The sequence below is a fragment of the Desulfuromonas versatilis genome (assembly GCF_019704135.1).
In the GTDB taxonomy this organism is placed as follows: domain Bacteria; phylum Desulfobacterota; class Desulfuromonadia; order Desulfuromonadales; family NIT-T3; genus Desulfuromonas_A; species Desulfuromonas_A versatilis.
In genome coordinates, this window is record NZ_AP024355.1 from 1,521,810 (window position 1) to 1,546,487 (window position 24,678).

A 24,678-nucleotide genomic window follows, 5' to 3' on the forward strand; every position below is an offset into this window, starting at 1 on the left:
TTTCCGAGGTCTCAAGCCCCGGGGGCCGGAGATCTGTTTGGCGGATAAGTCGAGCGGGGGAAAAGGGGGAGGGGAGGGACGAAAAAGCGCCCGGGCACAGATGGCCGGGCGCTTTGAGGTATTTCCGTAACGGGCAGCGATTGCCCGGGCCATTGCCTACTGCGGCTTTTTCGCCGTGAGGTCGCCGGGAGTGGGGAGCAGCCCTTCCAGCTCCGGCTCGAACACCTCCCAGACCCGTTTGCTCAGCTCGGCGAGAAACTCCGGACTGGTGATGTTGGGCAGCTTGATGTTTGGGTTGGGCTGTTCGAAAACCTCGGCCGGGATCGTGTACTCCTCCTTGCTGTAGCCCTGGCGCAGCTCCAGCGCCAGGCCGCGCAGAAACGCCCGGCGCACCGCTGCGGCCAACTCCTCGGTGGTGACCTCCAGGCCGCACTCGCTCTGCAGGCAGTCCACCACCATCTGGGTGCAGATCCCCTTGGCGATGTCGAAGAACTTGCACAGGCCGATCATGTCGAAGCCGACGATCTGCAGCTTGGTCCGGGTGATCCCCTCCACCCAGGAGTCGATGTCCGACTTCCCCTCGCGGGTCAGCAGCCCGTAGCTGCCCATGGACATGTGGCCGCCGGCGATGGCCCAGGCGTAGCCCGGGTTGGTCTCGGGCTGGTAGGCGGGCAGCTCCAGCCCCTTGACGTGATAGGCGTAGGAGGTCTCGCCGGTGCTCTCGGAAAGGCGCTTGGAGCCCTGGCCGACCTCGGGCAGCTGGCCCTCGCCGGCCTGGATGACCAGCTCGCGGATCTTTGCGTAATCGCCGAAGGTGGCGCCGTTGAGCAAAGGCTTTTCCGGGTGCCGCTCGTTGTAGGCGAGCACGTAGGAGACGGTGACCCCCAGGGAGATGGAGTCCATGCCGTAGTTGTCCCCCAGCTGGATCAGGCGCGCCGCCTGGCCGGCATCGTGGATGCCGAGGTTGGTCCCCAGCAGGTTGAGCGGCTCGTAGTCGAACTTGGCGATAAACTCGCCTCTGCTGCCGTCGGCATGCTTCTCGTAGACGTTGTTGTGGCAGGTGATCCCACAGCGGAAGCAGGCCTCGGACTTGATCTCGAAGCTCTTCTCCACGTTCGCGCGGAAGAGCTTCTCGGGCAGGTCGTTCCCCTGGGGGCGGAAGTTGTTCAACGGCACGGCGTGAAAGGGCTGCATGACGTCGTAGGCGGCCCAGGTGCCGCCGCCCCCGCCGCGGCTGATCGGCTGCAGCCGCGCCGAACCGCCGCCCTTGACCACGTTGATGTTGACCTTTTTCACCGCTTCGGAGACCGCCTTGGTCTTGTCGGTGCTCTGCGCGACCAGGGCGAGCAGGTTCTTGTAGCCCATCAGGCTGCCCATGCCGCCGCGCCCGGCAAAGCGGCATTTGTCCTCGCCGGATTTGAGCTGGTTCTCGGTGGAGAGGGCCACCGCGCCCATGTAGACGTTCTGCCAATGCTCTCCGGCCTGGCCGATGGCGGCGAAGTGGGCGTCGGGGTACTGCTTCTGCAGGGCCATGATCTTCTCGTGGGTGGAGAGCCCGAGCAGGTGCCCCGCCGGCTTCAGTTCCACCACCGGGCCCTCGGCCCCCTCGCGGAGCAGGGCATAGACGGGCTGATCGGAGCGGTTCTCGAAGATCAGCTCATCCAGGCCGGTCCACTTGAACTTGGCGCCGAACTTGCCGCTGCCCGTGGACCACATGGCGGCCGGCAGCCCCTTCTTCGACTCCTTGATGGGGCTGTAGCCGGAGAAGTAGGTGCGCAGCCCGGTCATGGCGCTGCTGCCGGTCAGCAGGCCGGTATTGACGATCAGCGGGTTCTCGTCGCAGTAGGCGGTGCGGATCTCCCGCTCGGCCAGCAGCTGGAAGGAGCGGCCGAAGCCGCCCAGCACCTCCTCGAGGTTGCGGCAGGGGACGTCCGCGAATTTCATCGCGCCGGTCTTCAGATCGACTGTGCAGCGCTTGTAGAGAACCGACGAGGGGTCCGCAGCGGGCCGGTTGGTCAGAAACTTCATGGTGTTCTCTCCTTGTCCTGATCGGCAGAACATCTTGGCAATGCAGAGAATGCGGGTTTCGCTCTAGCCGCCATCGAGCATGGGCAGCAGGCTCAGGGTGTCGCCCTCGTGCAGCTCCGCGTCGAGGTCGGCGTGCACGTCGTTGATCACCACGATTCCCAGCAGATGGTCCGGGAAGCGCAACTCGTCGACCACCTCCCGGACGCAGGTGCCGGGCGGGTAGCTGCGGAGCTCTTCGGTGAAGCGGCCGATGCGGAAGACGCCGTGGAGTTTTACGGTTATCTGCATGGGAAGAGTCCGTCGCCCCGCTCGGTCGGTGAAAATCTCCAAAGCGTTATTCTAAAAAAAGCAGTGCCTTACCGCAAAGCCGCAAAGTTCGCGAAGCGATCACAGAGTTGATTCCTATGCAGTGCCCACTGGCTGGGGGAGAAGGGTCTATATTTCAACAGTTTGAAATTCTTTGCGTTCTTGGCGTCTTTGCGGTGCAAATGTCTTTTAAAGGTCTATATATAGCAGCAATAAGGCTATTGCGCCAGATTCGACGGCCGATTCGGGCCTGCCTGCAGGCGCGGAGGAAATATTGGTGGGGGCCGGAGTACTCCCGGCCCCCACCGGTCGATCCGCCTATTTGCCGAGCACCTCGGCGAGGGCCTCGGCGAAGGCGTCCAGGGCCGAATCGAGCTGGCTGTCGGTGATCGCCAGCGGCGGCAGGAAGCGGATGACGTTGCCGAAGATGCCCGCGCCCATGGTCAGCACGCCGCGCTTGAAGCAGGCCTGGATGATCTGGCCGACCTCGTCCTTGGCCGGGGCCTTGGTCGCGGGGTCCTTGACCAGCTCGATGGCGACCATCGCGCCCAGCTCGCGGACATCGCCGATCTGCGGGAAGCGCTGCTGCAGCTCGCGCATGCGGCCGCTGATGGTGGCGCCGATCTTGGCGCCGCGGGCGCTGAGATCTTCCTTGGCCATCAGCTCCAGCGTCGCCAGGGCCGCGGCGCAGGCCACCGGGTTGCCGCCGTAGGTGCCGCCGACCCGCCCGGGGGTGGGGGCGTCCATGACCTCGGCCCGGCCGACCACCGCCGAGAGCGGCATCCCCGAGGCGATCCCCTTGGCCAGGGTCATCAGGTCGGGAGTCACGCCGTAGTGCTCGACGGCGAACATCTTGCCGGTGCGGGCGAAGCCGGTCTGCACCTCGTCGGCGATAAAGAGGATGTCGTTCTGTTCGCAGATCTGCTTCAAGCCGGGGAGAAACTCCTTGGGCGGCACGATGAAGCCCCCTTCGCCCTGGACCGGCTCGATGATCATCGCGGAAATGTTGTCCGGGGCGACCTCGGAGATGAAGAAGCGCTCGAAGGCCTCCAGGCAGTGCATGCCGCACTCGGGGTAGGTCGATTTGTAGATGCAGCGGTAGCAGTAGGCCGAGGGGATCTTGTAGACCTCCGGGGCGAAGGGGCCGAACTGGTGCTTGTAGGGCTTGACCTTGCTGGTCAGGGTCATGGTCAGCAGGGTGCGGCCGTGGTAGCCGGCCTCGAAGGCGATCACCCCCGGTTTGCCGGTGGCCGCGCGGGCGATCTTGACCGCGTTCTCCACCGCCTCGGCGCCGCTGTTGACGAACATGGCCTTCTTGGCGTGGTCGCCCGGGGTGAGCTGCGTCAGCTTTTCGGCCAGCTCCACGTAGGAGTCGTACATGGCCACCATGAAGCAGCTGTGCAGCAGCTTGTCGGCCTGCGCCTTGATCGCATCGACCACGCTCTGCGGGCAGTGCCCGGCGTTGATCACGCCGATGCCGCCGTAGAGGTCGATGTAGGTGTTCTGGTCGATGTCGCGGAGTACCGCGCCCTTGGCCGATTCGATGAAGATCGGCGCCAGGTTGGAGATCCCCTGGGAGACGTACTGCTGTTTTTTCTGCAGCAGTTCCTTGGTGCGGTCCCCCTGGCCCTTGCCGGCCGCCTGCAGTTCCTGTCCTGTCAGCATGGTGGTTGTCCTCCTTTAGGTTGCGCCTTCCGAGGAAGGGAAGTCTTGAGTTGGTGAACGGTCGGGATATCTGAATAGTCAAGATGTGTGCCAATTCCGAAATAAATTCCGAATCGGGGAATTCCGGATGGATACCGGTGTGCGGCAGCGGCGACGGGGGCATAACCGGAGACAGTTTTTTTCAGAAATGAAAAAAGAATTTCACTGCTGAAAACTTTTTGGGGCCCCGGCCCCGCGGGGAACGGCCCCGCGGGCGGGCGAAGCAAAGCTGGCAAATATCTTGCTGGATGAGGTACAGTACACCCGTCCCCCGGAGTTTGAGGCCATGCCCCAGAGAATAAGAAAACCGCTCATCGTCCTGACCCTGCTCTCGATGCTGATCCTGGTCGCGGCGGGCATCACCTATCGCAGCACCACGGTCCTGGTCGACCAGACCCTGGCCGACCACCAGCAGGCGATCGCCGACGAGGCTGCGGAGATGACCGAGATCTGGCTGAGCCAGCAGACCCGCATCCTCAATGCCACTGTCGCCTCGGCCAGCGTCTTGCCGCTGACCGGCAACCCCGACACCCTGCGCCTGCTCAAGCTGGCGATGCGCGCCGGCCACTTCAGCGACGTCTATATCGGTACGATCTCGGGTGAGCTGATTGATGGCGCCGACTGGATCCCGTCGGCCGATTACGACCCCCGCCGGCGCCCCTGGTATCAGCGCGCCGTGGAGGTCGGCGAGACCTCCTTCACCTCCCCCTACGTCGACCTGGTGACCAACGAACTGGTCATCGCCCTGGTCTCGCCGATCACCCTCGACGGGGTCTTTCGCGGGGTCATGGGGGCGGATACCGTGCTCGACACCCTGGTGGCCAACCTCTCCACCGTCAAGGTCGGCGACACCGGCTACGCTTTCATCGTCAACGAAAAGGGTACCATACTCATCCACCCCAATCCCGACTACGTCCTCAAGGTTCGGCTGCAGGACACCGAGACCGGCCTGGCCAGGATCCTGGAGAGCTTCGAGCGTTCCCCGGCGGGGACCTTTTCCTATCCGCAGGGCGAGGCGACCAACATCCTGGCCTACCGCAGGATTGCCGGCAGCAACTGGTACCTGTGCACCACCATCCCCAGCGCCGAGGCCTATGCCATCTCGCGCAAGACCACCATGCTGTTCGTCGCCGAAATGGTGCTGAAATCTCTCGCGGTGTTGGCCCTGGCCACCCTGCTGCTGGTGGTCGGCGGCGTGCTGGTGCTGCTCGTCTTCAGGCGCCAGTATTCCAGCACCCTGCAGAAGCAGCGCGAGGAGATCACCGGCATCAACCAGGACCTGGCCTGGAACATCAGCAAGCGCAAGGAGTTCGAGACCCACTACCAGACCCTGTTCAACGTCGCCAACGACGGCATCCTGGTCAGCAAGGACCTGACCTGCATCGAATGCAACGAGAAGGCGACGGAGGTGTTCGGCCTCTCGCGGCTGGGGCTTATCGGCCGCAGCATGCTCGACATCTCGCCGGCCCTCCAGCCCGATGGCGAGGATAGCCGCGAGCGGCTCCAGCGCATCCTCGATGCGGCCAACGCCGGCAAGCACCAGGTGTTTGAATGGACCTTCCATCGTGCCGACGGCAGCGAGTTCCCGGCCGAGGTCGGCCTCAAGACCCTGCAGCTCGATAAGGAGCGGCTGTGCCTCTCGAGCATCCGCGACATCTCCAAGCGGGTCTACGCCGAGCAGCAGCTGCGCCAGGCGCAGAAAATGGCGGCCATGGGCGAGATGCTCGGCGCCATCGCCCACCAGTGGCGGCAGCCGCTCAATACCCTGTCGACCTATATCGCCAGCCTCCAGTCGGCCCACTACAACAACATGATCTCCAAGAATTTCGTGGATACCCTGGTGGCCGGTGCCGATGCCCAGATCCAGTTCATGTCCAAGACCATCGACGATTTCCGCCATTTTTTCCGCCCCTCGAAGAACAAGGAGGCCTTCGACGTGGCCCGGGCGGTCGCCAACGCGGTCAAGCTGCTGGAGCCAAACCTCAAGCAGGATGCCGTCCAACTGGCCATGCGCATCGAGGAGCCGGGCCCGCCCTTCGTGGTGCAGGGCTTCCCCAGCGAATTCATCCATGTGGTGGTCAACATCCTCGCCAATGCCCGCGATTCCATCGTCGAGCGGCGCACCAGGGATTCGCTGGCGGGCCCCGGGATGATCGAGGTCGACATCAACGGCGGCGGCGAGGCGGTGCTGGTCCAGGTACGGGACAACGGGGTGGGCATCCCCCAGCATCTGCTGGAAAAAATCTTCACCCCCTATTTCACCACCAAGGGGACCACCGCCGGGACCGGCATCGGTCTGTACATGGCCAAGATTATCGTGGAGAAGGAGATGAAGGGAGAATTGCTGGCCGACAACCTCGAGCAGGGGGCGCGGATGACCATCCGCATACCCAAGGCGGCGGCCTGATAACATGCTGAATCTCAACGACAAGAACGTCCACATCGTGCTGGTCGACGACGAGCAGGCGGAGCTCGACGCCTACCGCTTCCTGCTCGAATCGATGGGGGTGCGGCAGATCACCCAGGTGAACGACAGTCTGCAGGTGCTGGCTACCCTCGAGCAGATCCCCTCGCCGGTGGTGTTCCTGGATCTCAACATGCCGCGGATGAGCGGCCAGGAGGTGCTGGCGGCGATCAAGGAGAAGATGCCCCAGGTGCCGGTGATCATCTGCACCGCCAACTCGGATATCGAAACCGCCGTCGAATGCCTCAAGCTGGGGGCCCACGACTATCTGGTCAAGCCGATCAGCCTCAACACCTTCGGCTCGGCCCTGCGCAACGCCCTGGAGATCGGCGCCCTGCGCAAGGAGGTGCTCTCGCTCAAGGGGATCTCCTTCAGCGAGGGCAGATACAACAGCGCAGCCTTCGAGGGGATCATCACCCGCAGCCCGGCCATGGAGGGGGTGTTCCAGTACATCGAGGCGATCTCCCGCAGCCGCCAGCCGGCGCTGATCCTGGGGGAGACCGGCAGCGGCAAGGAGCAGCTGGCCCGGGCCGTCCACCTCTCCAGCGGGGTGTCCGGCGAGTTCGTGGCAGTGGATGTCTCCGGGCTGGACGACACCCTGTTCGCCGACACCCTGTTCGGCCACCGCAAGGGGGCCTTCACCGGGGCCAGCGGCGACCGGCCGGGGCTGATCGAGAAGGCTGCCGGGGGGACCATCTTTCTCGACGAGATCGGCGACCTGAGCGAGGCCTCCCAGGTCAAGCTGCTGCGCCTGCTGCAGGAAGGGATCTACTACAGCCTCGGATCCGACGCGCCCAAGCAGTGCCGGGCGCGGATCGTCGCCGCCACCAATCTCGACCTGGTGGGGATGGCGGCGCAGCAGCAGGGGTTTCGCCGCGACCTCTACTACCGGCTCAGCACCCACCTGATCAAGGTGCCGCCGCTGCGCGAGCGGCGCGAGGACATCCCCCTGCTGGTCCAGCACCTGGTCGCCGAGGCCGCCGCGGGCCTGCAGAAGACCCCGCCCTCGGTCAGCATTGCGGCCCTCGAGCTGCTGATGAGCCACCCCTTTCCCGGCAACATCCGCGAACTCAAGACCTACCTGTTTGACGCCGTGGCCCGCTGTGGCGACGGGCAGATCACCGACCTGCTGCTCCAGGAGCGGCTGGCCGGCGCCCACGCCGAAATCTCCGCCGCATCCGGGGGCCAGGCGATTAACGCCGCGGCAAGCCCCCTGGAGTCGCTGCTGGGGCGCTTTCCCTCCCTGGAGGAGCTGGCCGAATTCGCCGTCAGCCAGGCCCTCGCCAAGAGCGGCAACAACCAGAGCCAGGCTGCCCGCCTGCTGGGCATCTCCAAGCAGGCCCTGCACAAACGCCTGAAGAAGCGCGAAGACTCTTAGATGTAGTCGCCCAGGCCCTTCTGTTGTTCTCCCTCCCCTTCAAGGGGAGGGTCGGGGTGGGGATGGGCATCCTCCAGTCGTTGGCACCCCATCCCCCTTCCTAACCCTCCCCCGTAACGACGTCAACCCTGGTTGACCGCGTCAACCAGGGTTGACGTCGTTGGTTGACGCTCCCCTCCTCGGTTCTTCTCGCCTAATCCCTTGTTTTCTAGCTTTTCCCCCTTGGCACAGGCGTTGCTCAATTGCTGTTCGAGAATGGCCGGCGGTGGCCGGCCCCTGTGTCCACATTGGGAAACTGCAAGCACACAAGGGAGGAAACAATTATGACCTGGTCCAGCAAGTTCATGGCAGCAGCCGCGGCGTTGACCCTGACGCTCGGTACCGCCGGCTTCGGTGCAGCGGCAGACGTGGTGAAAATCGGCAACATCGAGCCGCTCTCCGGCCCCTCGGCCGCGGTCGGCATCCAGGGGCAGAAGGCCCGGGAGATGGCGGTGGAGGAGATCAATGCCGCCGGCGGCATCAAGTCCCTGGGCGGGGCCAAGCTCGAACTTCTCTACGCCGACAGCAAGGGCGACCCGACCACCGGCGTGACCGAGGCCGAGCGGATGATCAACAGCGAAAAGGTGCACCTGCTCACCGGCTGCTGGAACTCGGCGGTCACCTATCCCACCACCCAGGTGGCCGAGCGCTACGGCGTCCCCTTCATCGTACCCGTCTCGGTGCGCGACACCATCACCGAGCGCGGCTTCAAGAACGTGTTCCGCATTGCCGCCAAGGACTCCTGGTGGACCCGCGACCAGTTCCAGTTCCTCAAGGACATGCAGCAGGAGTTCGGCGCCGAGGTGAAGAAGGTCGCTTTCGTCTATGAAAACGGCGACTGGGGCACCGGCTTCGCCGAAGGGTGGCGCAAGCTGGCCAAGGCGGCCGGCTACGAGGTGGTGCTCGACGAGCCCTATCCCAGCACCGCCAGCGACCTGACCCCGGTGGTGATCAAGCTCAAGCGCGCCAAGCCCGACGTGGTGTTCATGACCTCCAACGCCGCCGACGCCATCCTGCTGACCAACACCATGGCGGAGATGAAGGTCAACGTGAAGGCGATCATCACCAGCGGCGGCGGCCACGCCGACCCCTCCTTCATCGCCGCGGCCGGCAAGAACGCCGAGTACCTGTTCGATATCGTCGAGTGGGAGACCGACCTCAACCGCCCCGGCCTCAAGGAGGTCAACGCGAAGTTCAACGCCAAGAACGGCCAGAACCTCAACGGCGAGTCGGTGGACGCATATGCCGCCATGTACCTGATCAAGGACGTGCTGGAGCGGGCCGGCTCCCTCGAGCCCGGCAAGATCCGCGAGGCGCTCGCCTCCACCAAGCTCTGCGGCGGCGACGTCGGGCTGCTGGCTTACGACTGCATCGAGTTCGACGAGAGCGGCCAGAACCAGAACGCCAGCCTGGTCGTGGTCCAGCTGCGCCAGAACGGCGAGACCATGGACCGCATCACCGTTTGGCCGAAGAACGTGCGGCGTGACGGTTACACCCCGGTCTTCCCCCAGCCCGCCAAGTAAACCCGCCACCCGGGGGCGGGCAGCGGCCCGCCCCCGGTCTTTTCGTTCCAGGAGACATCGATGCTAGGTTTTATCGAATCGTTGCTTAACGGCATCCTGATGGGCTCGATCTACGGCCTGACGGCGGTCGGCCTGACCCTAATCTTCGGGGTGATGAAGGTGATCAACTTCGCCCACGGCTCGATCCTGATGGTCGGCATGTACGCCGCCTACTGGGTGGTCACCAAAACCGGAATGAACCCCTACCTGGCCCTGCTGGTGGTCGTGCCCTTCCTGTTCTGTTTCGGCTACCTCCTGCAGCGCTTCGTGATCAAACCGATCTTCGACGCCGAGAAGGATGTGCGCGAACCGATCACTGTCATCATCGTCACCACAGGCATCTGGTACGTGCTCGACAACCTGGCGCTGATCCTGTTCGGCGCCGAGTACCGGGTGGCCAAAACCTCGGTGACCGGCAAGATGTTCGAGTTCATGGAGATGTACTTTCTGGTGCCGAAACTGATCGGCGCGGGGATCACGCTGCTTTGCGGGGTTTACCTCTACTGGTTCCTCAAGCATTCCCGGACCGGCAAGGCGATCCGCGCCACCAGCCTCGACCGTGAAGCGGCGACCCTGATGGGGATCAAGCAGTCGCAGATCTACAACATCGCCTTCGGGCTGGGCGCGGCCTGCTGCGGCGTGGCCGCCTGCGTGCTGATCCCTTTCTACTACGTCTACCCGACGGTGGGGGTCCCCTTCGACATCAAGGCCTTCGTCATCGTGGTGCTCGGCGGCCTGGGGAGCATCCCCGGGGCGATCCTCGGGGGCATCATCATCGGCATCATCGAGACGGTGGGCGCCCAGTTCATGGCCGCCACCTGGACCGAACTGCTGATCTACGCCGTGTTCCTTGTAGTTCTGTTCGTCAAGCCCTCGGGTCTGTTCGGACTGCGACAAGATTTCTAGGAGGAGCAGGCCGAGGAAAAACGCCCATCTGCGGCGTTGCCCTCATCCTTCGTCAACGACGTACCCTCTGGGTACGCCTTATTCCTCAGAATTTCGGGCGCCTGGCATCTGGACATTTTTGCTCGGCCTGAAACAGGGGAGGATAACCACATGAAATTCATTTTCGAACAACCGCCCGTGGTCCGGAATCTGACCCTGCTGCTGCTGGCGGCGCTGTTTCTGCTGCCGACGGTGGTGACCAGCCCGACGCTGCTGCAGATCTTCATCCTCATCATCTTCTACGCCTACCTGACCTCTTCGTGGAATTTCGTCGGCGGCTTCGCCGGGGTGCTGCCGCTGGGGCATGCGGCCTTCGTCGGCATCGGCGCCTACACCTCGACGCTGCTCTACCTGACCTGGGGGATCAGCCCCTGGATCGGCATGCTGGTCGGCGGGGTCCTCTCCATGCTGGTCGGGGTGATCATCGGCCTGCCGACCCTGAAGCTGCGCGGCGCCTACTTCGCCCTGGCGACCATCGCCGTCGGCGAGGGGCTGCGGGTGCTGGTGGAGAACGTCGAGAATTTCGGCCCCTTCAACGTCCGCGGCCCCAAGGGGTTGCTGATCAACCTGGTTCCCGACGCGCCCTTCAGCGCCTTCCAGTTCCAGTCCAAGGTCCCCTACTACTACATCATCCTGGTGATGCTGCTGGTGGTGCTCTACCTGACCCAGCGGATGATGAACTCCAAGATCGGCTACTACCTGGCGGCCGGCGGCGAAGAGCCCGAGGCGGCCGAGGCGCTGGGCATCAAGGTCTCGCGCTACAAGCTGATCGCCATGGCCATCAGCTGTTTTCTCACCGCGCTGGGCGGCACCTTCTACGCGCAGATGTTCCTCTACTTCTACCCCAAGTCAATCATGGGGCTCGAACTCTCCTACGAGATCGCCTTCATCGCCCTGATCGGGGGGCGCGGAACCATCCTCGGCCCGGTGGTTGGGGCGCTGCTGCTGCGGCCGGTGAGCGAGCTGACCCGCATCTACCTCTCGAGTACGCTGCCGGGGCTGCACCTGGTGATCTTCGGCCTGGTGCTGATCGTGGTCATGCGCTACCAGCCCAAAGGGCTCATCGCCCCGCTGCGCCAGCTGTTCGAGAACCGCATCATCCCCAGATTATCCCGGCGGAGCGCCCGATCCGGCGCCGTTCTCCCGTCGAACAACGATTAGCGAGGAGCGGACCATGGCACTGTTATCCGTCGAGAACGTCACCAAGAAATTCAGCGGCCTGACCGCGGTCAACGCCGTCGACCTCACCGTCGAGCAGGGGCAGATCGTCGGGGTCATCGGCCCCAACGGCGCCGGCAAGACCACCCTGTTCAACTGCATCGCCGGGGCGCTGGCGCCGACCTCGGGGAGCATCCGCTTCGACGGTCACGAGATCGCCGGCAAGAAGCCCTACGAGATCTGCCAGCTCGGCATCACCCGCACCTTCCAGGTGGTCAAGCCCTTCGCCAGCAAGACGGTGCTCTACAACACCATGGTCGGGGCCTTCGCCACCACCAACCACCTCCACGAGGCCGAGGAGAAGGCGCTCAAGGTGCTGGAATTTCTCGGCATGAGCAAAAAAAAGGACGTCTTCGCCAAGAGCCTGACCCTGCCCGAGCGCAAGCGCCTGGAGTTGGCGCGGGCGCTGGCCACCGAGCCGAAGCTGCTGCTGCTCGACGAGGTGATGGCCGGGCTGCGTCCCGGGGAGGTGGCCGAGATGCTGCCGACCATCCGCAAGATCAACGAGGCCGGGGTGACCATCGTCATCGTCGAACACATCATGCAGGCGATCATGAACCTGTCGGAAAAGATCTACGTCATCAGCTTCGGCAAGAAGATCGCCGAAGGCGAACCGCTCGCCGTGGTGTCCGACGAAGAGGTGATCAAGGCCTACCTGGGAGAGGAATATGTCGCTACTCAGCATTGACAACATCAACGTCGGCTACGGCGAGATCCAGGTGCTGTTCGACCTTTCGCTGCACGTCAACGAAGGGGAGGTGGTCAGCATCATCGGCGCCAACGGCGCCGGCAAGTCGACCCTGCTCAAGACCATCTCCGGCATGCTCAAGCCCAGCTCCGGGGCGGTGAGCTTCGACGGCGAGCCGATCCATCCCCTGCCGGCCGACGAGATCGTCGACCGGGCGCTGATCCACGTCCCCGAGGGTCGGCGGCTGTTTTCGCTGATGACCGTGCAGGAGAACCTGGAGATGGGGGCCTACAGCAAGCACGCCGCCCCCCACGCCAAGGAGAGCCTGGCCGAGGTGCATAAGCTCTTTCCCCGGCTCGACGAGCGGCGCAGGCAGCTGGCCGGCACCCTCTCCGGGGGCGAACAGCAGATGGTGGCCATCGGCCGCGGCATCATGGCCCGGCCGAAGATCCTGATGCTCGACGAGCCCTCGCTGGGGCTGGCGCCGGTGCTGAAGAAGGACATCTTCGCCGCCATCAAGCAGATCGCCGAGGACTTCGGCACCACCATCGTGCTGGTCGAGCAGGACGTGATGCACTCGCTGGCCATCAGCGACCGCGCCTACGTCATGGAGCAAGGGCAGGTGGTGATGGAGGGCGAGGCCGATAAGCTGCTGCACGATCCGCATATCAAGAAGGCTTATTTGGGGATGTAAAGGGGGCGCTGTCATGGGACCTATGGGAGGCATGGGACTTATGGGAATTATGCGTCCCATGGGTCCTTTGGGTCCTTTGGTCCTTTGGGTCCCATGAGCCCCCAAGCCCCCCCCCGGAAACCGCCATGACGCCAGCCTATTCACCTGCCGCCTACGCCGAGATCAGCCGGCTGCTCAGCCTGATTCACGAGGGGCTGTTCATCACCGACGGCGCCGGCACCATCCTCAGCGTCAGCAAGCTGCCGCGCGACGTGCACGGGCTCAGCGACGAGGAGCTGATCGGCCGCAACGTCTTCGAGCTGGAAGAGAAGAGGATCTTCAACCCCTCGGTGACCGCCGCGGTGCTGCGCCAGGATCGCAAGGTGACCCTGACCCAGAAGGGGCTCGACGGCCGCTCCTACGTGGTCACCGGGGTGCCGATCCGCGACGGCGTCGGCAGGATCGATCGGGTGGTCAGCTTCTTTCGCGACGTCACCGACTACGCCGCCCTCAAGGCCAACTACGAGCACCTCGAGGAGCAGATCTTCCACTACTCGGCCGAGCTGCGCGAGCTGCGCGCCAAGGAGCTTGGGGAAGGGGAGATCGTCGCCAACAGCCCGCAGATGGAGGCGGTGCTGCGCACTGCCGGAAAAGTGGCGGCGGTCGACGCCAATGTCACCATCAGCGGCGAGTCGGGGGTCGGCAAAAACCTTCTCGCCCGGCATATCCACAAGACCAGCGGGCGCCGCGAAGGCCCGTTCATCGACATCAACTGCGGGGCCATTCCCGAGAACCTGCTCGAGTCCGAACTGTTCGGCTACGAACCGGGGGCTTTCACCGGGGCCAGCAAGAAGGGGAAGATCGGCACCATCGAGCTGGCCAACCGCGGCACCCTGTTCCTCGACGAGATCGGCGAGCTGCCCCTGGCCCTGCAGGTCAAGCTGCTCAGGGTGATCCAGGAAAAGACCCTGACCCGCATCGGCGGCACCCGGGAGATCCGCGTCGATTTCCGGCTGGTGGCCGCGACCAACCGCGACCTCGACGCCCTGGTGAAGTCTGGCCGGTTCCGCGAGGACCTGTTCTACCGGCTCAACGTCATCCCCCTGCACATCCCCGCCCTGCGCGAGCGGCCCGACGACATCCTGCCGCTGCTGATGCATTTTCTCAAGCTCGCCAACCAAAAGTACGCCATGGCCAAGACCCTCTCCAGCTCCTGCCTGGAGCATCTGCTCGCCTACCGCTGGCCGGGCAACGTGCGGGAGATGCAGAACCTGCTCGAGCGCCTGGTGGTGACCGCCGACGAGCAGACCATCCACAGCGAGCAGCTCCCCGCCGACTTCCGGCTGGTTCGCGGGCCCGGGCTCGAAGGAGGGACGCTGGCCGAGGCCAAGGAGCGGCTCGAAGCCGAGCTGGTGCGCCGCGCCTACGCCCGCACCCGCAGCTGCATCGGCGTGGCCGCAGCGCTGGGGATCAGCCACGCCTCGGCGACCCGCAAGCTGAGAAAGCACGTCCCGGGCTACTGACCGGGAAGGCCCTCCACCGGAAGACATAAAAGCGCCCGAAGCCGCAGGCTCCGGGCGCTTTTATGTGCAGGGCCGGTATCGCCCTCAGGGGGGAGGTGGGGTTCAGTCGCTGCCGGGGCCCTCCAACTCCGCGCGGTGGCGCAGGTAGAGTTCGTGATGCCCCTTGAGGATTTCCGGCACCGGCAGCTGGTAGGGACAGCGCTCGATGCAGGCGCCGCATTCGTTGCACTGCGGCACGCTCTCCATCGGCACCTTGCAGAACTCCGTCGCCACCTGGGGCGACATGCGGTTGACCACGATGCGGTAGCCCATGGCCGGGGTAATCATCACCCCCCGGGGGCAGGGCTGGCAGTACTCGCAGCGCCGGCAGAAGCGCTTGCCGAGCTCCTGGCGGTAGCGCTCCATCAGCGCCCGGTCGGCGTCGCTGACCCGGTTGGGGGCCTGGTAGAAGCCGAGCACCTCGTCGATCTGCGCCGTCGACTCGAACCCCGGGATGGGGACGATGTCGGGGTGCTGGCGCAGGAACTTGAAGGCCACCTCGGCGTTGTCGATGGCGCCACCGCCGAAGGGTTTCATGACGATGAAGCCCATCCCCAACTTCCGCGCGGCCGGTAGCAGCTCCTCGGCGGCCCCCTCCTCGATGAAGTTGAAGGGGAACTGGATGGTGTCGAAGAGCCCGGTGCGCAGCATCTTCAGGGCCATCGGCAGGCTGTGGGAGGTCACCCCCAGGTAGCGGATCTTGCCGGCGGCGCGGGCGCGGATCGCCTCCTCGAGGGCCCCGCCGGGGCCGCTGACCGCCTCCCAGTCCTGCTCCTGGGCGATCTGGTGCAGCTGGTACAGGTCAAGGTAGTCGGTGCGCAGCATGCGCAGGCTGCGCTCCAGGTGCTCCCTGACCTCCGCGCCCTGGCGGCGCAGGGTCTTGGTGGCCAGCACCACCTGGTCGCGCAGCCCGGCGAAGGCGGCGCCGATCTTCTCCTCGCTGTCGCGATAGGCGTTGGCGGTGTCGTAGAAGTTGATCCCCCGCTCGAAGGCGTGCCGCAACACCGCCACCGCCTGTGGGGTCTCGAGGCGGATGATGGGGATGGCGCCGAAGCCCACTTCGGAGACGACCAGATCAGTCTTGCCGAGTTTCATCCTGTTCATCGCAACTGCTCCTTTGCTTCCGTTCCTGCCCGAATCCCCTGCGTGTCGGGGAGTGGCCCGCTCGGCCTTCAGCCGGCGATCTTCTTGAGCAGCCAGGCCATGTTGCGGCCCAGGTTGGCCATGGTGTTCATCCCTTCGTCGTCCTGTTGCACCTCGCCGATCTCGCGGCCGAAGGCGAAGTTCCAGTAGCTGGAGCCGGGTACCACCATCTGGCCGATGAAGAAAAAATGGTTGAGGCTGTTGAAGACGTGGCCGGCGCCGCCGCGGCGCACCGCCACCACCGCGGCGCCGACCTTGCGCTGCAGCATGTCGCCGTTGGCCTTCGATACCATGCCGGCGCGGTCGATCAGCGCCTTCATCTCGGTGGTCACGTCGGCGAAATAGGTCGGCGAGGCGAGAATGATGCCGTCGGCCTGCAGCATCTTGTCGATCCAGCCGTTGATCGGGTCGTTGTCGATGGCGCAGCGCCGGTCCTTGCGCGCGAAGCAGCTCATGCAGGCGGTGCAGCCGCGCAGCGGCTGGCCGGTCAGGTTGACCTGCTCGGTTTCGATCCCCTCCTGCTGCAGTTCGGCGAAGACCCGGTCGACCAGGATCGAGGTGTTGCCTTTTTTGCGCGGGCTGCCGTTGAATGCCACAACCTTCATCGGGTGAACTCCTTGTCGCTTGAGTAAGATTTTCCACGGGGCCCCGCAGCATAGAATCTGCGGGGCCCCGGCGCAATACCCATTTCTGCCGAATGCTTGCCTGGTACTGGGAGCCTCAGAAGAGATCGCAGCATAGCGCAGCGATTTGCTGCGGTCAAATTCACTGCGCCCTGGCAGTGCGAAAGCTCCCCCGTTCTTCCGAATGGCGCCTGGAGTATAATTGAGTTAGCAACAGGCGAAAGAGGAGGTGAGAGCACATGGCACTGTTCATGGACGTGCATAGAAAGGTGACCGGCCTTACCCCCGGCGAACTCGAAGAGATCGCCCGCAGCGGTTTGGAAACCGCCCGGGCAAAAGGGGTGGAGGTTCGTAATTTCTGGTACAACGCGAAGGAAGGCTGCATCTTCTGTCTGTGCGAAGCTTCCAGCAAGGAGGCGGCCATCGAGGCGCACCGCGCCTCCGGCGAGCCGATTCCCGATGAGATTTTCGAAGTGAAGGAAGGGAGCCTGCACTGATCGTTCAGGCTTTTGTTTTTGGCCCCGGGATTGGGGCCTTTTTTGTACCTGAATTCGGCTACACGGGGGCCAGGGCGGGCTATGGCCACCTCAAAGCGGCTTGTACCAGACGTTCATGCTCTCCAAGTCGCCGGAAATCTGGGTGTTGTTGACCAGGGAGCCGGCGAAGCTGTAGTCGCGCCGGGCGAAGGTGATGTTCATGCCGAAGCTGTAGGCCCGGGCGATGGTGTAGGCGGTGCGGATGCCGATCTGGCGGATGCCTTCCTCCATCTTGGCCAGCAGGTAGCTGGCCAGTCCCTTGCCGCGGGCTTCGGGAAGGGTGGCGAAATCGGTCATTTCGGCATTCTTGCCGGCGAAGTCGATCTCGGCCGAGGAGAGGGCGATGAGCCTCTCGCCTTCGAGGATGCCGTAGTACTCGAGGTTCTCGTCCATGGTCCGGGCCAGGTAGCCGGGGTCGTGGATGGGAAAGGGGTAGGAGGCGAACACCTGGCGGTAGAGCTCGGCCATCGGCTCGGCGTCCCCTTTCTGCATGGTGCGGCAGACCAGCCCCGCAGGCAGCGCGACCTGCTCGGGCTCGGCGGACTTCTGCTGGGCCTTCTCCAGCACCTGCGAGACCAACTCCGGCCGGTCCTCTTCGGCCCGGTCAGGGCAAAAGAAGCGGCTCAGGAAATAGCCGTCCCGCTCGCCGCGGAAAAACCCGGGAATTTTCGCCTCCTCGACGAAGCCGTTGTCCAGGAAGCGGCGCCGGGCATAGCCCGGCGCCTTGGCGAAAACCTTGCCGTAGCCGCGGCTCAGGGCCAGGGACACGGCGTAGTCGACGATCTGGGCGCAGTCCTTCTCGGCGACCTTCATCACGTAGGCGCGGTCGTTGGCCTTGCCGTGCTGGATCAGCGAATCGCCCAGGCGTACCACGGCATCAGGCGTCATCTCTGCGCTCCATGCGTTCGTTGTTCTCGGGGGTCAGCGAGATGGTCTCGTCGAAGTCCGACAGCAGTCGCTCGATCCCCGTGGCGCGATACTCCTCGGCGTCCTCCGTGGGCAGGTGCAGGCCGCAGCTGTCGCACTTGCGATCGCAGAACATCGGCTCGTAGCTGTCGGGCTCCTTGTAGGTGGTGATGACCCCTTCGTAGTTGCGCAGCACCACCTTGTTGGTCGACAGGGAGATCAGGTAGTTGGGATTGAGGGGGATCTTGCCGCCGCCGCCCGGGGCGTCGATGACGTAGGTGGGCACGGCGAAGCCGCTGGTGTGGCCGATCAGGCTCTCCATGATCTCCACCCCCTTGCCCACCGGGGTGCGGAAGTGGGAGAGCCCCTCGGAGAGGTCGCACTGGTACAGGTAGTAGGGGCGCACCCGGTTGTCCACCAGCTTGTGCACCAGCGCCTTCATGATCCGCGGGCAGTCGTTGACCCCGGCCAGCAGCACCGTCTGGTTGCCCAGGGGGATCCCCGCGTCGGCCAGCAGCCGCAGCGCCTGCTTGGAGGAGGTGGTGATCTCCCGGGGATGGTTGAAGTGGGTGTTGATCCAGACCGGGTGGTGCTTTTTGAGCATCGCCACCAGCTCGGGGGTGATGCGGTAGGGGAGCACCACCGGCATGCGGGTGCCGATGCGGATGACCTGGACGTGCTCGATCTGCCTGAGCTCGGTCAGGATCCAGTCCAGGTACTTGTCAGAGAGCATCAGCGGGTCGCCGCCGGAGAGCAGCACGTCGCGGATCTCCGGGGTGCGGCGGATGTAGTCCAGCCCCTGGCGGATGTCCTCGCTGCCGGGGATCGAGTCTTTATCGCCGACCTTGCGCTTGCGGGTGCAGTGGCGGCAGTACATGGAGCAGACGTTGCTGATCTGCAGCAGCACCCGGTCGGGGTAGCGGTGGGTGATCCCCGGCACCGGGCTGTCCTTGTCCTCGGCAAGCGGGTCGGCCATGTCGCAGCTTTCGATCTCCAGCTCCCGCGGGGAGGGGAAGGCCTGCTTGAACACCGGGTCGTTCTGGTAGTTTTCGGCGGCGATCAGCGAGAGGTAGTAGGGGGTGATGGAGAGGGGAAACTTGCGCAGGGTCAGTTCGAGCTTTTTTCGCTCCTTCTCGCCGAAGCGGATCCCCAGCAGGGTCTCCACCGTGGAGATCTTCTGGATCGAGTGCTTCAGCTGCCAGCGCCAGTCCCTCCAGTTGGCGGAATCGACGGTGTCGGTAGCGATTTGTTCGGCTATGTTTTTCTGGTTAGCCGAGTAGATAGGCATAGGAAATTCCTTTACGAGTCAGATAGTTGAAAGTGAAAAACATTGGCTGAGCCTTGCGGCCAATCGATGGCCTGGGCCGATTGGGATTAATTCGTCCCCTTTCGTGGCTGCGGGCCATTTTCGGATAGCTTCTGGCCCAGGTTCTGCCCCGTCGGCTCTTTCCGAGCGGGCTCGGTGGGCCACAGCAACATCCCCCGCGGGTCGGCTCTTCTAGCCCTGGCGGTCTTTTTCTGCGGGGCCTTGCCGGTGAGATCCTGCTGCTGCGGACATCCGCAAAGCGCCAGGCAGAGGACGCAGACAATCAGCAGCCGCAATGTGACGCAGGCGGCCGCCGGGTGGTTCTCCCTGGTGTGCAACGCTGTAAACATGGCGATATCTTTGCGCCTCGGGCCTCGTGGAGGCCCTGGGCAACAAACTCTCTCATGCGGTTTGGGGTGGTAAGGCGATCGTCAGGCGGGGTGCTGGGGTCAGAAACCTTCGGGGGGGCCGGGTTCACCCGAGGATAGAGGCGCAATGGGGCCGGTTTCGAGAACCGGCGAGGCCTCGATCCTGCGGGCCTCCATCATGTCCACCAGCTTCTCGAGGGCCAGGGTGATGGAGACCTGTTCGAGCTCCGGCAGTCCCTTCAGGGATTCGGCCAGCGTCTCCTGCAGCGGCGAGGGGGCGCTGGCCACCAGGGCCTCGCCGGCCTCGGTGACGCCGATCCGCACCTGGCGCCGGTCCTGGCTTCCCCGCTGGCGGGTCACCAGCGCTTTGGACTCCAACCGGTCGACGATGCCGACGATGGTGCTGGGGCTCAGGTAGACCTTGCGGGCCAGCTGGGTGGTGGTCAACGGCCCCTCCTCGGCCAGGGCCAGCAGGCAGCCGAGCTGGGGACCGGTGATGTCGTGGTCCTGGGTCAGCTTGCGGCTGTGGATCTCGACGGCCCGGATGATCCGCCGGATGGATTGGAGGATGCGCAGTTCATAGCTCCCCTTCGGCACCGGCGGGGTGGCTGCGGGCCCGGGCAGAACCGCGCCGGTCCTGGTCGCGTCGGGTGCTTCCTGCTGCTCTTTCGGGAGGCGGTTCATCGTTTTTCCGTTCCTTGTTTTTCGATTGAAATGTTTCGTGTTCGAAGCTTTCTAACACAAATAATCTATCTTGTCAAAAGGCGCGGGAGAATTCACCCCCGCGCCTTTTGACCGGGGTTGCTCCGGGCTCAGTCCCGCTCAGTCCCGCTCGGTCCAGCCGGGATCGGGCCGGAAGCGTTCCCCGTGGGTCCGGGCCAGCGCCTCCAGCGCCTCCCGGATCTTTGCGAAGCCGCGCGTGCGGGCGTAGCGCAGGGGGCCGCCGCGGAACGGGGCGAAGCCGGTGCCGAAGATCATCGCCCCGTCGAGCAGTTCCTCGTCCGCGACGATCCCCTCGCGCAGGCAGGCCATGCAGGCGTTGAGCATCGGCAGCAGCAGCCGCTCGAGCAGCTGGGGGCCGGCCAGGGCCGTCTCCTCCTCTTTCTGCGGCTCGCCCTCCTTCCACCGGTAGAAGCCCTGCCCCGACTTGCGCCCCAGCTCGCCCCGTTCGACCTTGTCGCGAAACCACCCCGGCACCTGGCCCGCCGCAGGGCCCAGCTGCCCCTGCAGCAGCTCGGCGACGCTCAGGCAGATATCGAGCCCCACCCGGTCAGCCAGCTCCACCGGTCCCACCGGCATGCCGAACTCCAGGGCGGCGCGGTCGATGGTCTCGGCGGCCACCCCCTCGCCGAGCAGCAGCATCGCCTCGACCAGGTAGGGGGTCAGGGCCCGGTTGACCAGAAAGCCCGGCGCGCTGGCCACCGGCACCGGCAGCCGGTCGATCCGCCCGACGAGGGCGCGGGCAAGCTCCAGGGCCTCCGGGCGGACGGCGTCGTGATGAACCACCTCGACCAGCTGCATCCTGGCCACCGGGTTGAAAAAGTGCAGCCCGACCAGGCGGCCGGGGTCCTCCAGGGCTTCGCGCAGCTGCTCCAGGGGGATGCTCGAGGTGTTGGTGGCCAGCAGCGCCCCCGGCTTGAGCTGGGGCTCGATCTCCCTATAGACCTGGCGCTTGATCTCGAGCTTCTCCGGCACCGCTTCGATGACCAGGTCCGCCCGGGCTGCGCCACGGTTGCGCAGGTCGGGAATCAGCCTGTCAAGCACCTCGCGGGTGCGGGCCGCGGAAAAATGCTTTTTGCGGCACAGCTCGGCGGTTTTGCCAACGGCCCGGGCGACCGTCTCCGGCTGGGGATCGTAGAGGCTGACCCGCAACCCCTGCAGGGCGCACCAGCCGGCGATCTCGCCGCCCATGGCGCCGGCCCCGATCACGTGCAGGTGCGCGATTTCGCTGCGCCCGGCCCCCGCCAGTTTTTTCAGCTTCTCGCGCAGGAAGAACACCCTGACCAGGTTCTGCGCCGTCTTGCCGGTCAGCAGCCCGGCGAAGGAGGGGATCTCCGCGCGGCGCATCGTCTCGGGGTCGCCGCCGTGCTCCTCCCACAGGGAAATCAGGGCCTCGGGGGCCGGGTAGTGCTGGGGGGGAGCCTTGGCGGCGGCTTTGGCGCGCATCTGCCGGGCTTCGAGCTGGCGGGCCGGGCGGGTGGTCAGCAGCCGGTCCTTGAGGTCGCTGCGCTGGGCCTCGATGCCCCCGGAGAGCGCGGCCCGCACCGCCTCGCGGATATGGCGCTCCTCGACCAGCGCGTCGACCAGGCCGAGCCCATGGGCGCGGCGGGCGTCGAGGGTCTTGCCGGTCAGCATCAGGGTCATGGCCTCGAGCGGGTCGATCAGGTGGGTCAGCCGTGCGGTGCCGCCGAGCCCCGGGTGCAGGCCGAGCAGGATCTCCGGCAGGCCGAGCCGGGCGCCCGGCACCGCCAGGCGGTAGCGGCAGCACAGCGCCAGCTCCAGCCCGCCGCCGAGGCAGGGGCCGTGGATGACCGCCACGCTCGGGAAGGGCAGGGCCGCCAGGCGATCGGCGACGGCGTGGGCGCCCGTCAGCTTTTCGCCGATCGCGTCCTGGCCGCCGAGATGGCGGAACTCCGCGATATCCGCCCCGGCGCAGAAGCCGGCTGGTTTCACCGAACGCAGCACCACTCCCCGGGGGGGATCCGCCGAGAGGCCCTCGAGGATCTCGCCCAGCTCCCGCAGCACTTCTTCGCCGAGCAGGTTGACCGAGGAGCCGGCTTTGTCGAAAAACAGCCAGGCCACCCCGTCCTCATCCCTGGCCAGGTGCCAGTTGGCCCATGCCTGGACGGATGTCTCCGCGCCGGCGCGCAGGGGGCCTTGTTCCATCTCCCGGGGGAGCAGGCTCTGCAGAATTTTTCCGCTCATGGCGAACCCTCCTGGAGCGCTTCGATGAGCATCGCCCCGGCCTGGCCGCCGCCGATGCACTCGGTCGCCAGGCCGAGCCTGGCGCCGGTGCGCCGCAGGGCGTTTACCAGGTGCAGCACGATGCGGTTGCCGCTGGCGCCCACCGGGTGGCCCAGGGCCACGGCGCCGCCGTCGATGTTGAGCCGCTCGGGGTCGATCCGCCCCAGGGGCCCGTCGCGACCGAGCACCTCGCGGCAGAACTCCCCATCCTCCCAGGCGGCCAGGCAGGCCAGCACCTGGGCGGCGAAGGCCTCGTTGAGCTCCCACAGCTCCATCTGCTCCAGTCCGAGTCCGTGACGCCCGAGCAGGGCGCTGGCGGCGAGCACCGGGGCAAGTCCCATGATCTTCGGGTCGAGGGCGGCCCATTCGCTGTCGATGATCCGCGCCTTGGGGGACAGCCGGTATTTTTCAACGGCATCTTCCGAGGCGAGGATCAGCCAGGAGGCGCCGTCGGTCACCTGGGAGCTGTTGCCGGCGGTCACCTGGCCGTAGGGGGGCTCGAAGACCGGCTTGAGTTTCGTCAGCGCCTCCAGGGAGGTGTCGGGGCGCACCCCGTCGTCCCGCTCGAAGATCTCGCCGTCGGCGGAGATGGCCGCCTCGATCTCCCCGTCCAGCCACCCCTCGGCCTGGGCCCGGGCCAGCCTCTGGTGGCTGCGCAGGGCGTAGCGGTCGGCCTGCTCGCGGCCGATCCCGAACAGGTGGGCGAGGACCTCGGCCGTCTGCCCCATGCTGAGCCCGACGACGGGGTCGGTGAGCCCCTGCTCCAGGCCCATGACCGGCTTGAACATCCGCGGCCGCCAGTCGCCGATCCTGGCGGCGCGCTCGGGCAGGGAGTCGGCCTGGCGCAGGTCGGCGAGCCACTCCACGGTCTCCGGCCGGACCATCAGCGGTGCGTGGCTGAGCGCTTCGGCCCCCCCGGCCAGAACCAGCTCGCAGGCCCCGTCGCGGATGTACTTGTAGGCCGTGTCGACCGACTGCATCCCCGAGCCGCAGTTGATCTGCACGGTGAAGGCCCGGGTCCGCTCGCCCATCCCCAGGCGCAGGGCCGCGATGCGGGCCGGGTTCATCTCGCCGGAGAGCACGTTGACGCAGCCCAGGATGACCTGGTCATAGGCGTCAAGGGGAGCGCCCTGGCGCAGCAGCAGCGGGCGGCCGCACTGCACCGCCAGGTCGACGGGGGTAAACGGTCCGGGCCGGCCGCGCACCTTGAGAAACGGGGTGCGCGCGCCGTCGACGATATACACCGGGCGCCGCTGGTTGCGGCCCTCCCGGGCCGCCGGGTTCGATGCACCGTTGCTCATGGCGTGCCTCCCTTGAGGGTTTCGCGCCGGTCGAGCAGCTCGGCCAGGCGCTGGAGAAAGATGCCGACCTCGCCGGGATTCTCCAGGGCGTAGGCCGCCGCCGTGGGCCGGCTCTCGTCGCGCACCAGGATGCCGATCCCCCGGCCGCGCAGCTCGCGCAGGGCGTCCTCGTCGGTGAGGTCGTCGCCGATATACAGGGGTACCACCCCCTCGCCGGCGAGGCCGAGCTGCGGCAGCAGCCAGCAAAGCGCCTTGCCCTTGTCCCAGTCGATGTCCGGGCGCAGCTCGAAGATCATCTTGCCGCCGGTGCGGCGCAGGCCGGCGTTCCCTGCCAGCACCTGCTCGACCGCCCGCTCCACGTCGGCCACCCGGTCCTCGGCGACCCGCCGGAAATGTACGGCGATGGCGAACTTCTTGCGCTCGACCTGGCAGCCGGGGACCCCGGCGAGGAGCCCGTGCAGCTCTTGCTCGGCCCGCTCCAGGGCCGGCAGGTAGTCGGTCCCCTGCTGCAGCTCCATTCGACGCCCCGCCGGTCCGGCGATGTCGAAGCCGTGGCTGCCGGCGTAGAAGATCTCCCCGATGCCGGCCAACTGCCGGACGTCCTGCAGGTCGCGGCCGCTGACGATGGCCACCGGGCAGCGGCCGGCCAACTCGCGGACCGCGCCGCGCATCTCCTCGGAGATCAGCGCGTCCTCCGGGCGCGGCACGATGGGGGTCAGGGTGCCGTCGTAGTCGAGGAACACGGCGGGGGTTTTTCCACGCAGGCGCTGCTCGATTTCGGCCAGCCGCTCAAGGGCCGAGGGGAGCTCCGCGGTGCTGGGCGATCCGACGCCGTCCCCGGCCGAGGGAGAGTCGGACCGTCCGTCGCCGGGGCCGGCTGTCCGTTGCCAAGGGGTGTGGACCGCAGAGTTATCGCCATCGAAAACGGTCGGGGAGGAAGGGGCTTTTTTATCCTTGGGCATGG

At 65.7% G+C, this 24,678-nt stretch carries 21 protein-coding genes; 9 read left to right on the forward strand and 12 right to left on the reverse strand.

What is annotated here, in order from left to right; genetic code table 11:
* Nucleotides 1-156 precede the first annotated feature (156 nt).
* The 3 genes from DESUT3_RS06815 to gabT all read right to left on the reverse strand — a co-directional run bounded on the left by DESUT3_RS06815 (nt 157) and on the right by gabT (nt 3,999).
* Nucleotides 157-2,028 (reverse strand): aldehyde ferredoxin oxidoreductase C-terminal domain-containing protein, encoded by a 1,872-nt coding sequence (locus DESUT3_RS06815; RefSeq protein WP_221251688.1) that lies wholly within the window; start codon nt 2,026-2,028, stop codon nt 157-159.
* Nucleotides 2,029-2,091: 63 nt separating this feature from the next.
* Nucleotides 2,092-2,316 carry a MoaD/ThiS family protein gene (locus DESUT3_RS06820; RefSeq protein WP_221251689.1) on the reverse strand — a complete coding sequence of 75 codons (225 nt, stop codon included), beginning with the start codon at nt 2,314-2,316 and terminating at the stop codon, nt 2,092-2,094.
* 336 nt (nt 2,317-2,652) lie between these two features.
* Nucleotides 2,653-3,999 (reverse strand): 4-aminobutyrate--2-oxoglutarate transaminase, encoded by a 1,347-nt coding sequence (gabT, locus tag DESUT3_RS06825; RefSeq protein ID WP_221251690.1) that lies wholly within the window; start codon nt 3,997-3,999, stop codon nt 2,653-2,655.
* Nucleotides 4,000-4,324: 325 nt separating this feature from the next.
* On the opposite strand from gabT, the gene DESUT3_RS06830 reads away from it, so the two are divergent.
* From DESUT3_RS06830 to DESUT3_RS06865, 8 genes are all read left to right on the forward strand, one after another.
* Complete coding sequence (locus DESUT3_RS06830) at nt 4,325-6,445, forward strand: PAS domain-containing sensor histidine kinase (RefSeq protein WP_221251691.1); 2,121 nt, start codon at nt 4,325-4,327, stop codon at nt 6,443-6,445.
* 4 nt (nt 6,446-6,449) lie between these two features.
* On the forward strand, nt 6,450-7,880 hold the full coding sequence (locus DESUT3_RS06835; RefSeq protein ID WP_221251692.1) for a sigma-54-dependent transcriptional regulator: 1,431 nt from the start codon (nt 6,450-6,452) through the stop codon (nt 7,878-7,880).
* Between the two features lie 323 nt (nt 7,881-8,203).
* Nucleotides 8,204-9,442: an ABC transporter substrate-binding protein gene (locus DESUT3_RS06840; RefSeq protein ID WP_221251693.1), complete on the forward strand. Its 1,239-nt coding sequence runs from the start codon at nt 8,204-8,206 to the stop codon at nt 9,440-9,442.
* Between the two features lie 60 nt (nt 9,443-9,502).
* Nucleotides 9,503-10,387 carry a branched-chain amino acid ABC transporter permease gene (locus tag DESUT3_RS06845; RefSeq protein ID WP_221251694.1) on the forward strand — a complete coding sequence of 295 codons (885 nt, stop codon included), beginning with the start codon at nt 9,503-9,505 and terminating at the stop codon, nt 10,385-10,387.
* Between the two features lie 150 nt (nt 10,388-10,537).
* Nucleotides 10,538-11,587: a branched-chain amino acid ABC transporter permease gene (locus DESUT3_RS06850; protein WP_221251695.1), complete on the forward strand. Its 1,050-nt coding sequence runs from the start codon at nt 10,538-10,540 to the stop codon at nt 11,585-11,587.
* Nucleotides 11,588-11,600: 13 nt separating this feature from the next.
* Nucleotides 11,601-12,332 carry an ABC transporter ATP-binding protein gene (locus DESUT3_RS06855; RefSeq protein ID WP_221251696.1) on the forward strand — a complete coding sequence of 244 codons (732 nt, stop codon included), beginning with the start codon at nt 11,601-11,603 and terminating at the stop codon, nt 12,330-12,332.
* Nucleotides 12,313-13,026 carry an ABC transporter ATP-binding protein gene (locus tag DESUT3_RS06860; protein WP_221251697.1) on the forward strand — a complete coding sequence of 238 codons (714 nt, stop codon included), beginning with the start codon at nt 12,313-12,315 and terminating at the stop codon, nt 13,024-13,026. The genes DESUT3_RS06855 and DESUT3_RS06860 overlap by 20 nt, the downstream gene beginning before the upstream one ends.
* A 125-nt stretch (nt 13,027-13,151) precedes the next feature.
* Nucleotides 13,152-14,528, forward strand: coding sequence for a sigma-54 interaction domain-containing protein (locus DESUT3_RS06865; protein WP_221251699.1), 1,377 nt, complete (start codon nt 13,152-13,154; stop codon nt 14,526-14,528).
* 102 nt (nt 14,529-14,630) lie between these two features.
* Here the strand turns inward: DESUT3_RS06865 and DESUT3_RS06870 are convergent, their stop codons facing one another.
* Both DESUT3_RS06870 and DESUT3_RS06875 read right to left on the reverse strand, forming a co-directional pair.
* Nucleotides 14,631-15,671 carry an aldo/keto reductase gene (locus DESUT3_RS06870; protein WP_221251701.1) on the reverse strand — a complete coding sequence of 347 codons (1,041 nt, stop codon included), beginning with the start codon at nt 15,669-15,671 and terminating at the stop codon, nt 14,631-14,633.
* Nucleotides 15,672-15,739: 68 nt separating this feature from the next.
* Nucleotides 15,740-16,315: a flavodoxin family protein gene (locus DESUT3_RS06875; protein WP_221251702.1), complete on the reverse strand. Its 576-nt coding sequence runs from the start codon at nt 16,313-16,315 to the stop codon at nt 15,740-15,742.
* A gap of 257 nt (nt 16,316-16,572) precedes the next feature.
* On the opposite strand from DESUT3_RS06875, the gene DESUT3_RS06880 reads away from it, so the two are divergent.
* A complete protein-coding gene (locus tag DESUT3_RS06880; RefSeq protein WP_221251703.1) occupies nt 16,573-16,830 on the forward strand; it encodes a nickel-binding protein in 258 nt (85 codons plus the stop codon).
* Nucleotides 16,831-16,920: 90 nt separating this feature from the next.
* On the opposite strand, the gene ablB is transcribed toward DESUT3_RS06880, so the two are convergent.
* The 7 genes from ablB to otsB all read right to left on the reverse strand — a co-directional run bounded on the left by ablB (nt 16,921) and on the right by otsB (nt 24,676).
* Nucleotides 16,921-17,757, reverse strand: a complete 837-nt coding sequence (ablB, locus tag DESUT3_RS06885; protein ID WP_225911643.1) for a putative beta-lysine N-acetyltransferase — start codon at nt 17,755-17,757, stop codon at nt 16,921-16,923.
* The gene (kamA, locus tag DESUT3_RS06890; RefSeq protein ID WP_221251704.1) at nt 17,747-19,063 is read right to left on the reverse strand and encodes a lysine 2,3-aminomutase; all 1,317 of its coding nucleotides are present in this window, start codon (nt 19,061-19,063) and stop codon (nt 17,747-17,749) included. The genes ablB and kamA overlap by 11 nt, the downstream gene beginning before the upstream one ends.
* Before the next feature lie 86 nt (nt 19,064-19,149).
* Complete coding sequence (locus DESUT3_RS06895) at nt 19,150-19,431, reverse strand: hypothetical protein (protein WP_221251705.1); 282 nt, start codon at nt 19,429-19,431, stop codon at nt 19,150-19,152.
* A 99-nt stretch (nt 19,432-19,530) separates the two neighbouring features.
* The gene (locus DESUT3_RS06900) at nt 19,531-20,133 is read right to left on the reverse strand and encodes a MarR family winged helix-turn-helix transcriptional regulator (RefSeq protein WP_221251706.1); all 603 of its coding nucleotides are present in this window, start codon (nt 20,131-20,133) and stop codon (nt 19,531-19,533) included.
* A 138-nt stretch (nt 20,134-20,271) separates the two neighbouring features.
* Nucleotides 20,272-22,374 (reverse strand): 3-hydroxyacyl-CoA dehydrogenase NAD-binding domain-containing protein, encoded by a 2,103-nt coding sequence (locus DESUT3_RS06905; RefSeq protein WP_221251707.1) that lies wholly within the window; start codon nt 22,372-22,374, stop codon nt 20,272-20,274.
* A complete protein-coding gene (locus DESUT3_RS06910) occupies nt 22,371-23,714 on the reverse strand; it encodes an acetyl-CoA C-acetyltransferase (RefSeq protein WP_221251708.1) in 1,344 nt (447 codons plus the stop codon). The genes DESUT3_RS06905 and DESUT3_RS06910 overlap by 4 nt, the downstream gene beginning before the upstream one ends.
* Nucleotides 23,711-24,676, reverse strand: a complete 966-nt coding sequence (gene otsB / locus DESUT3_RS06915) for a trehalose-phosphatase (RefSeq protein WP_221251709.1) — start codon at nt 24,674-24,676, stop codon at nt 23,711-23,713. Before otsB ends, DESUT3_RS06910 begins: the two co-directional genes overlap by 4 nt.
* Nucleotides 24,677-24,678 lie beyond the last annotated feature (2 nt).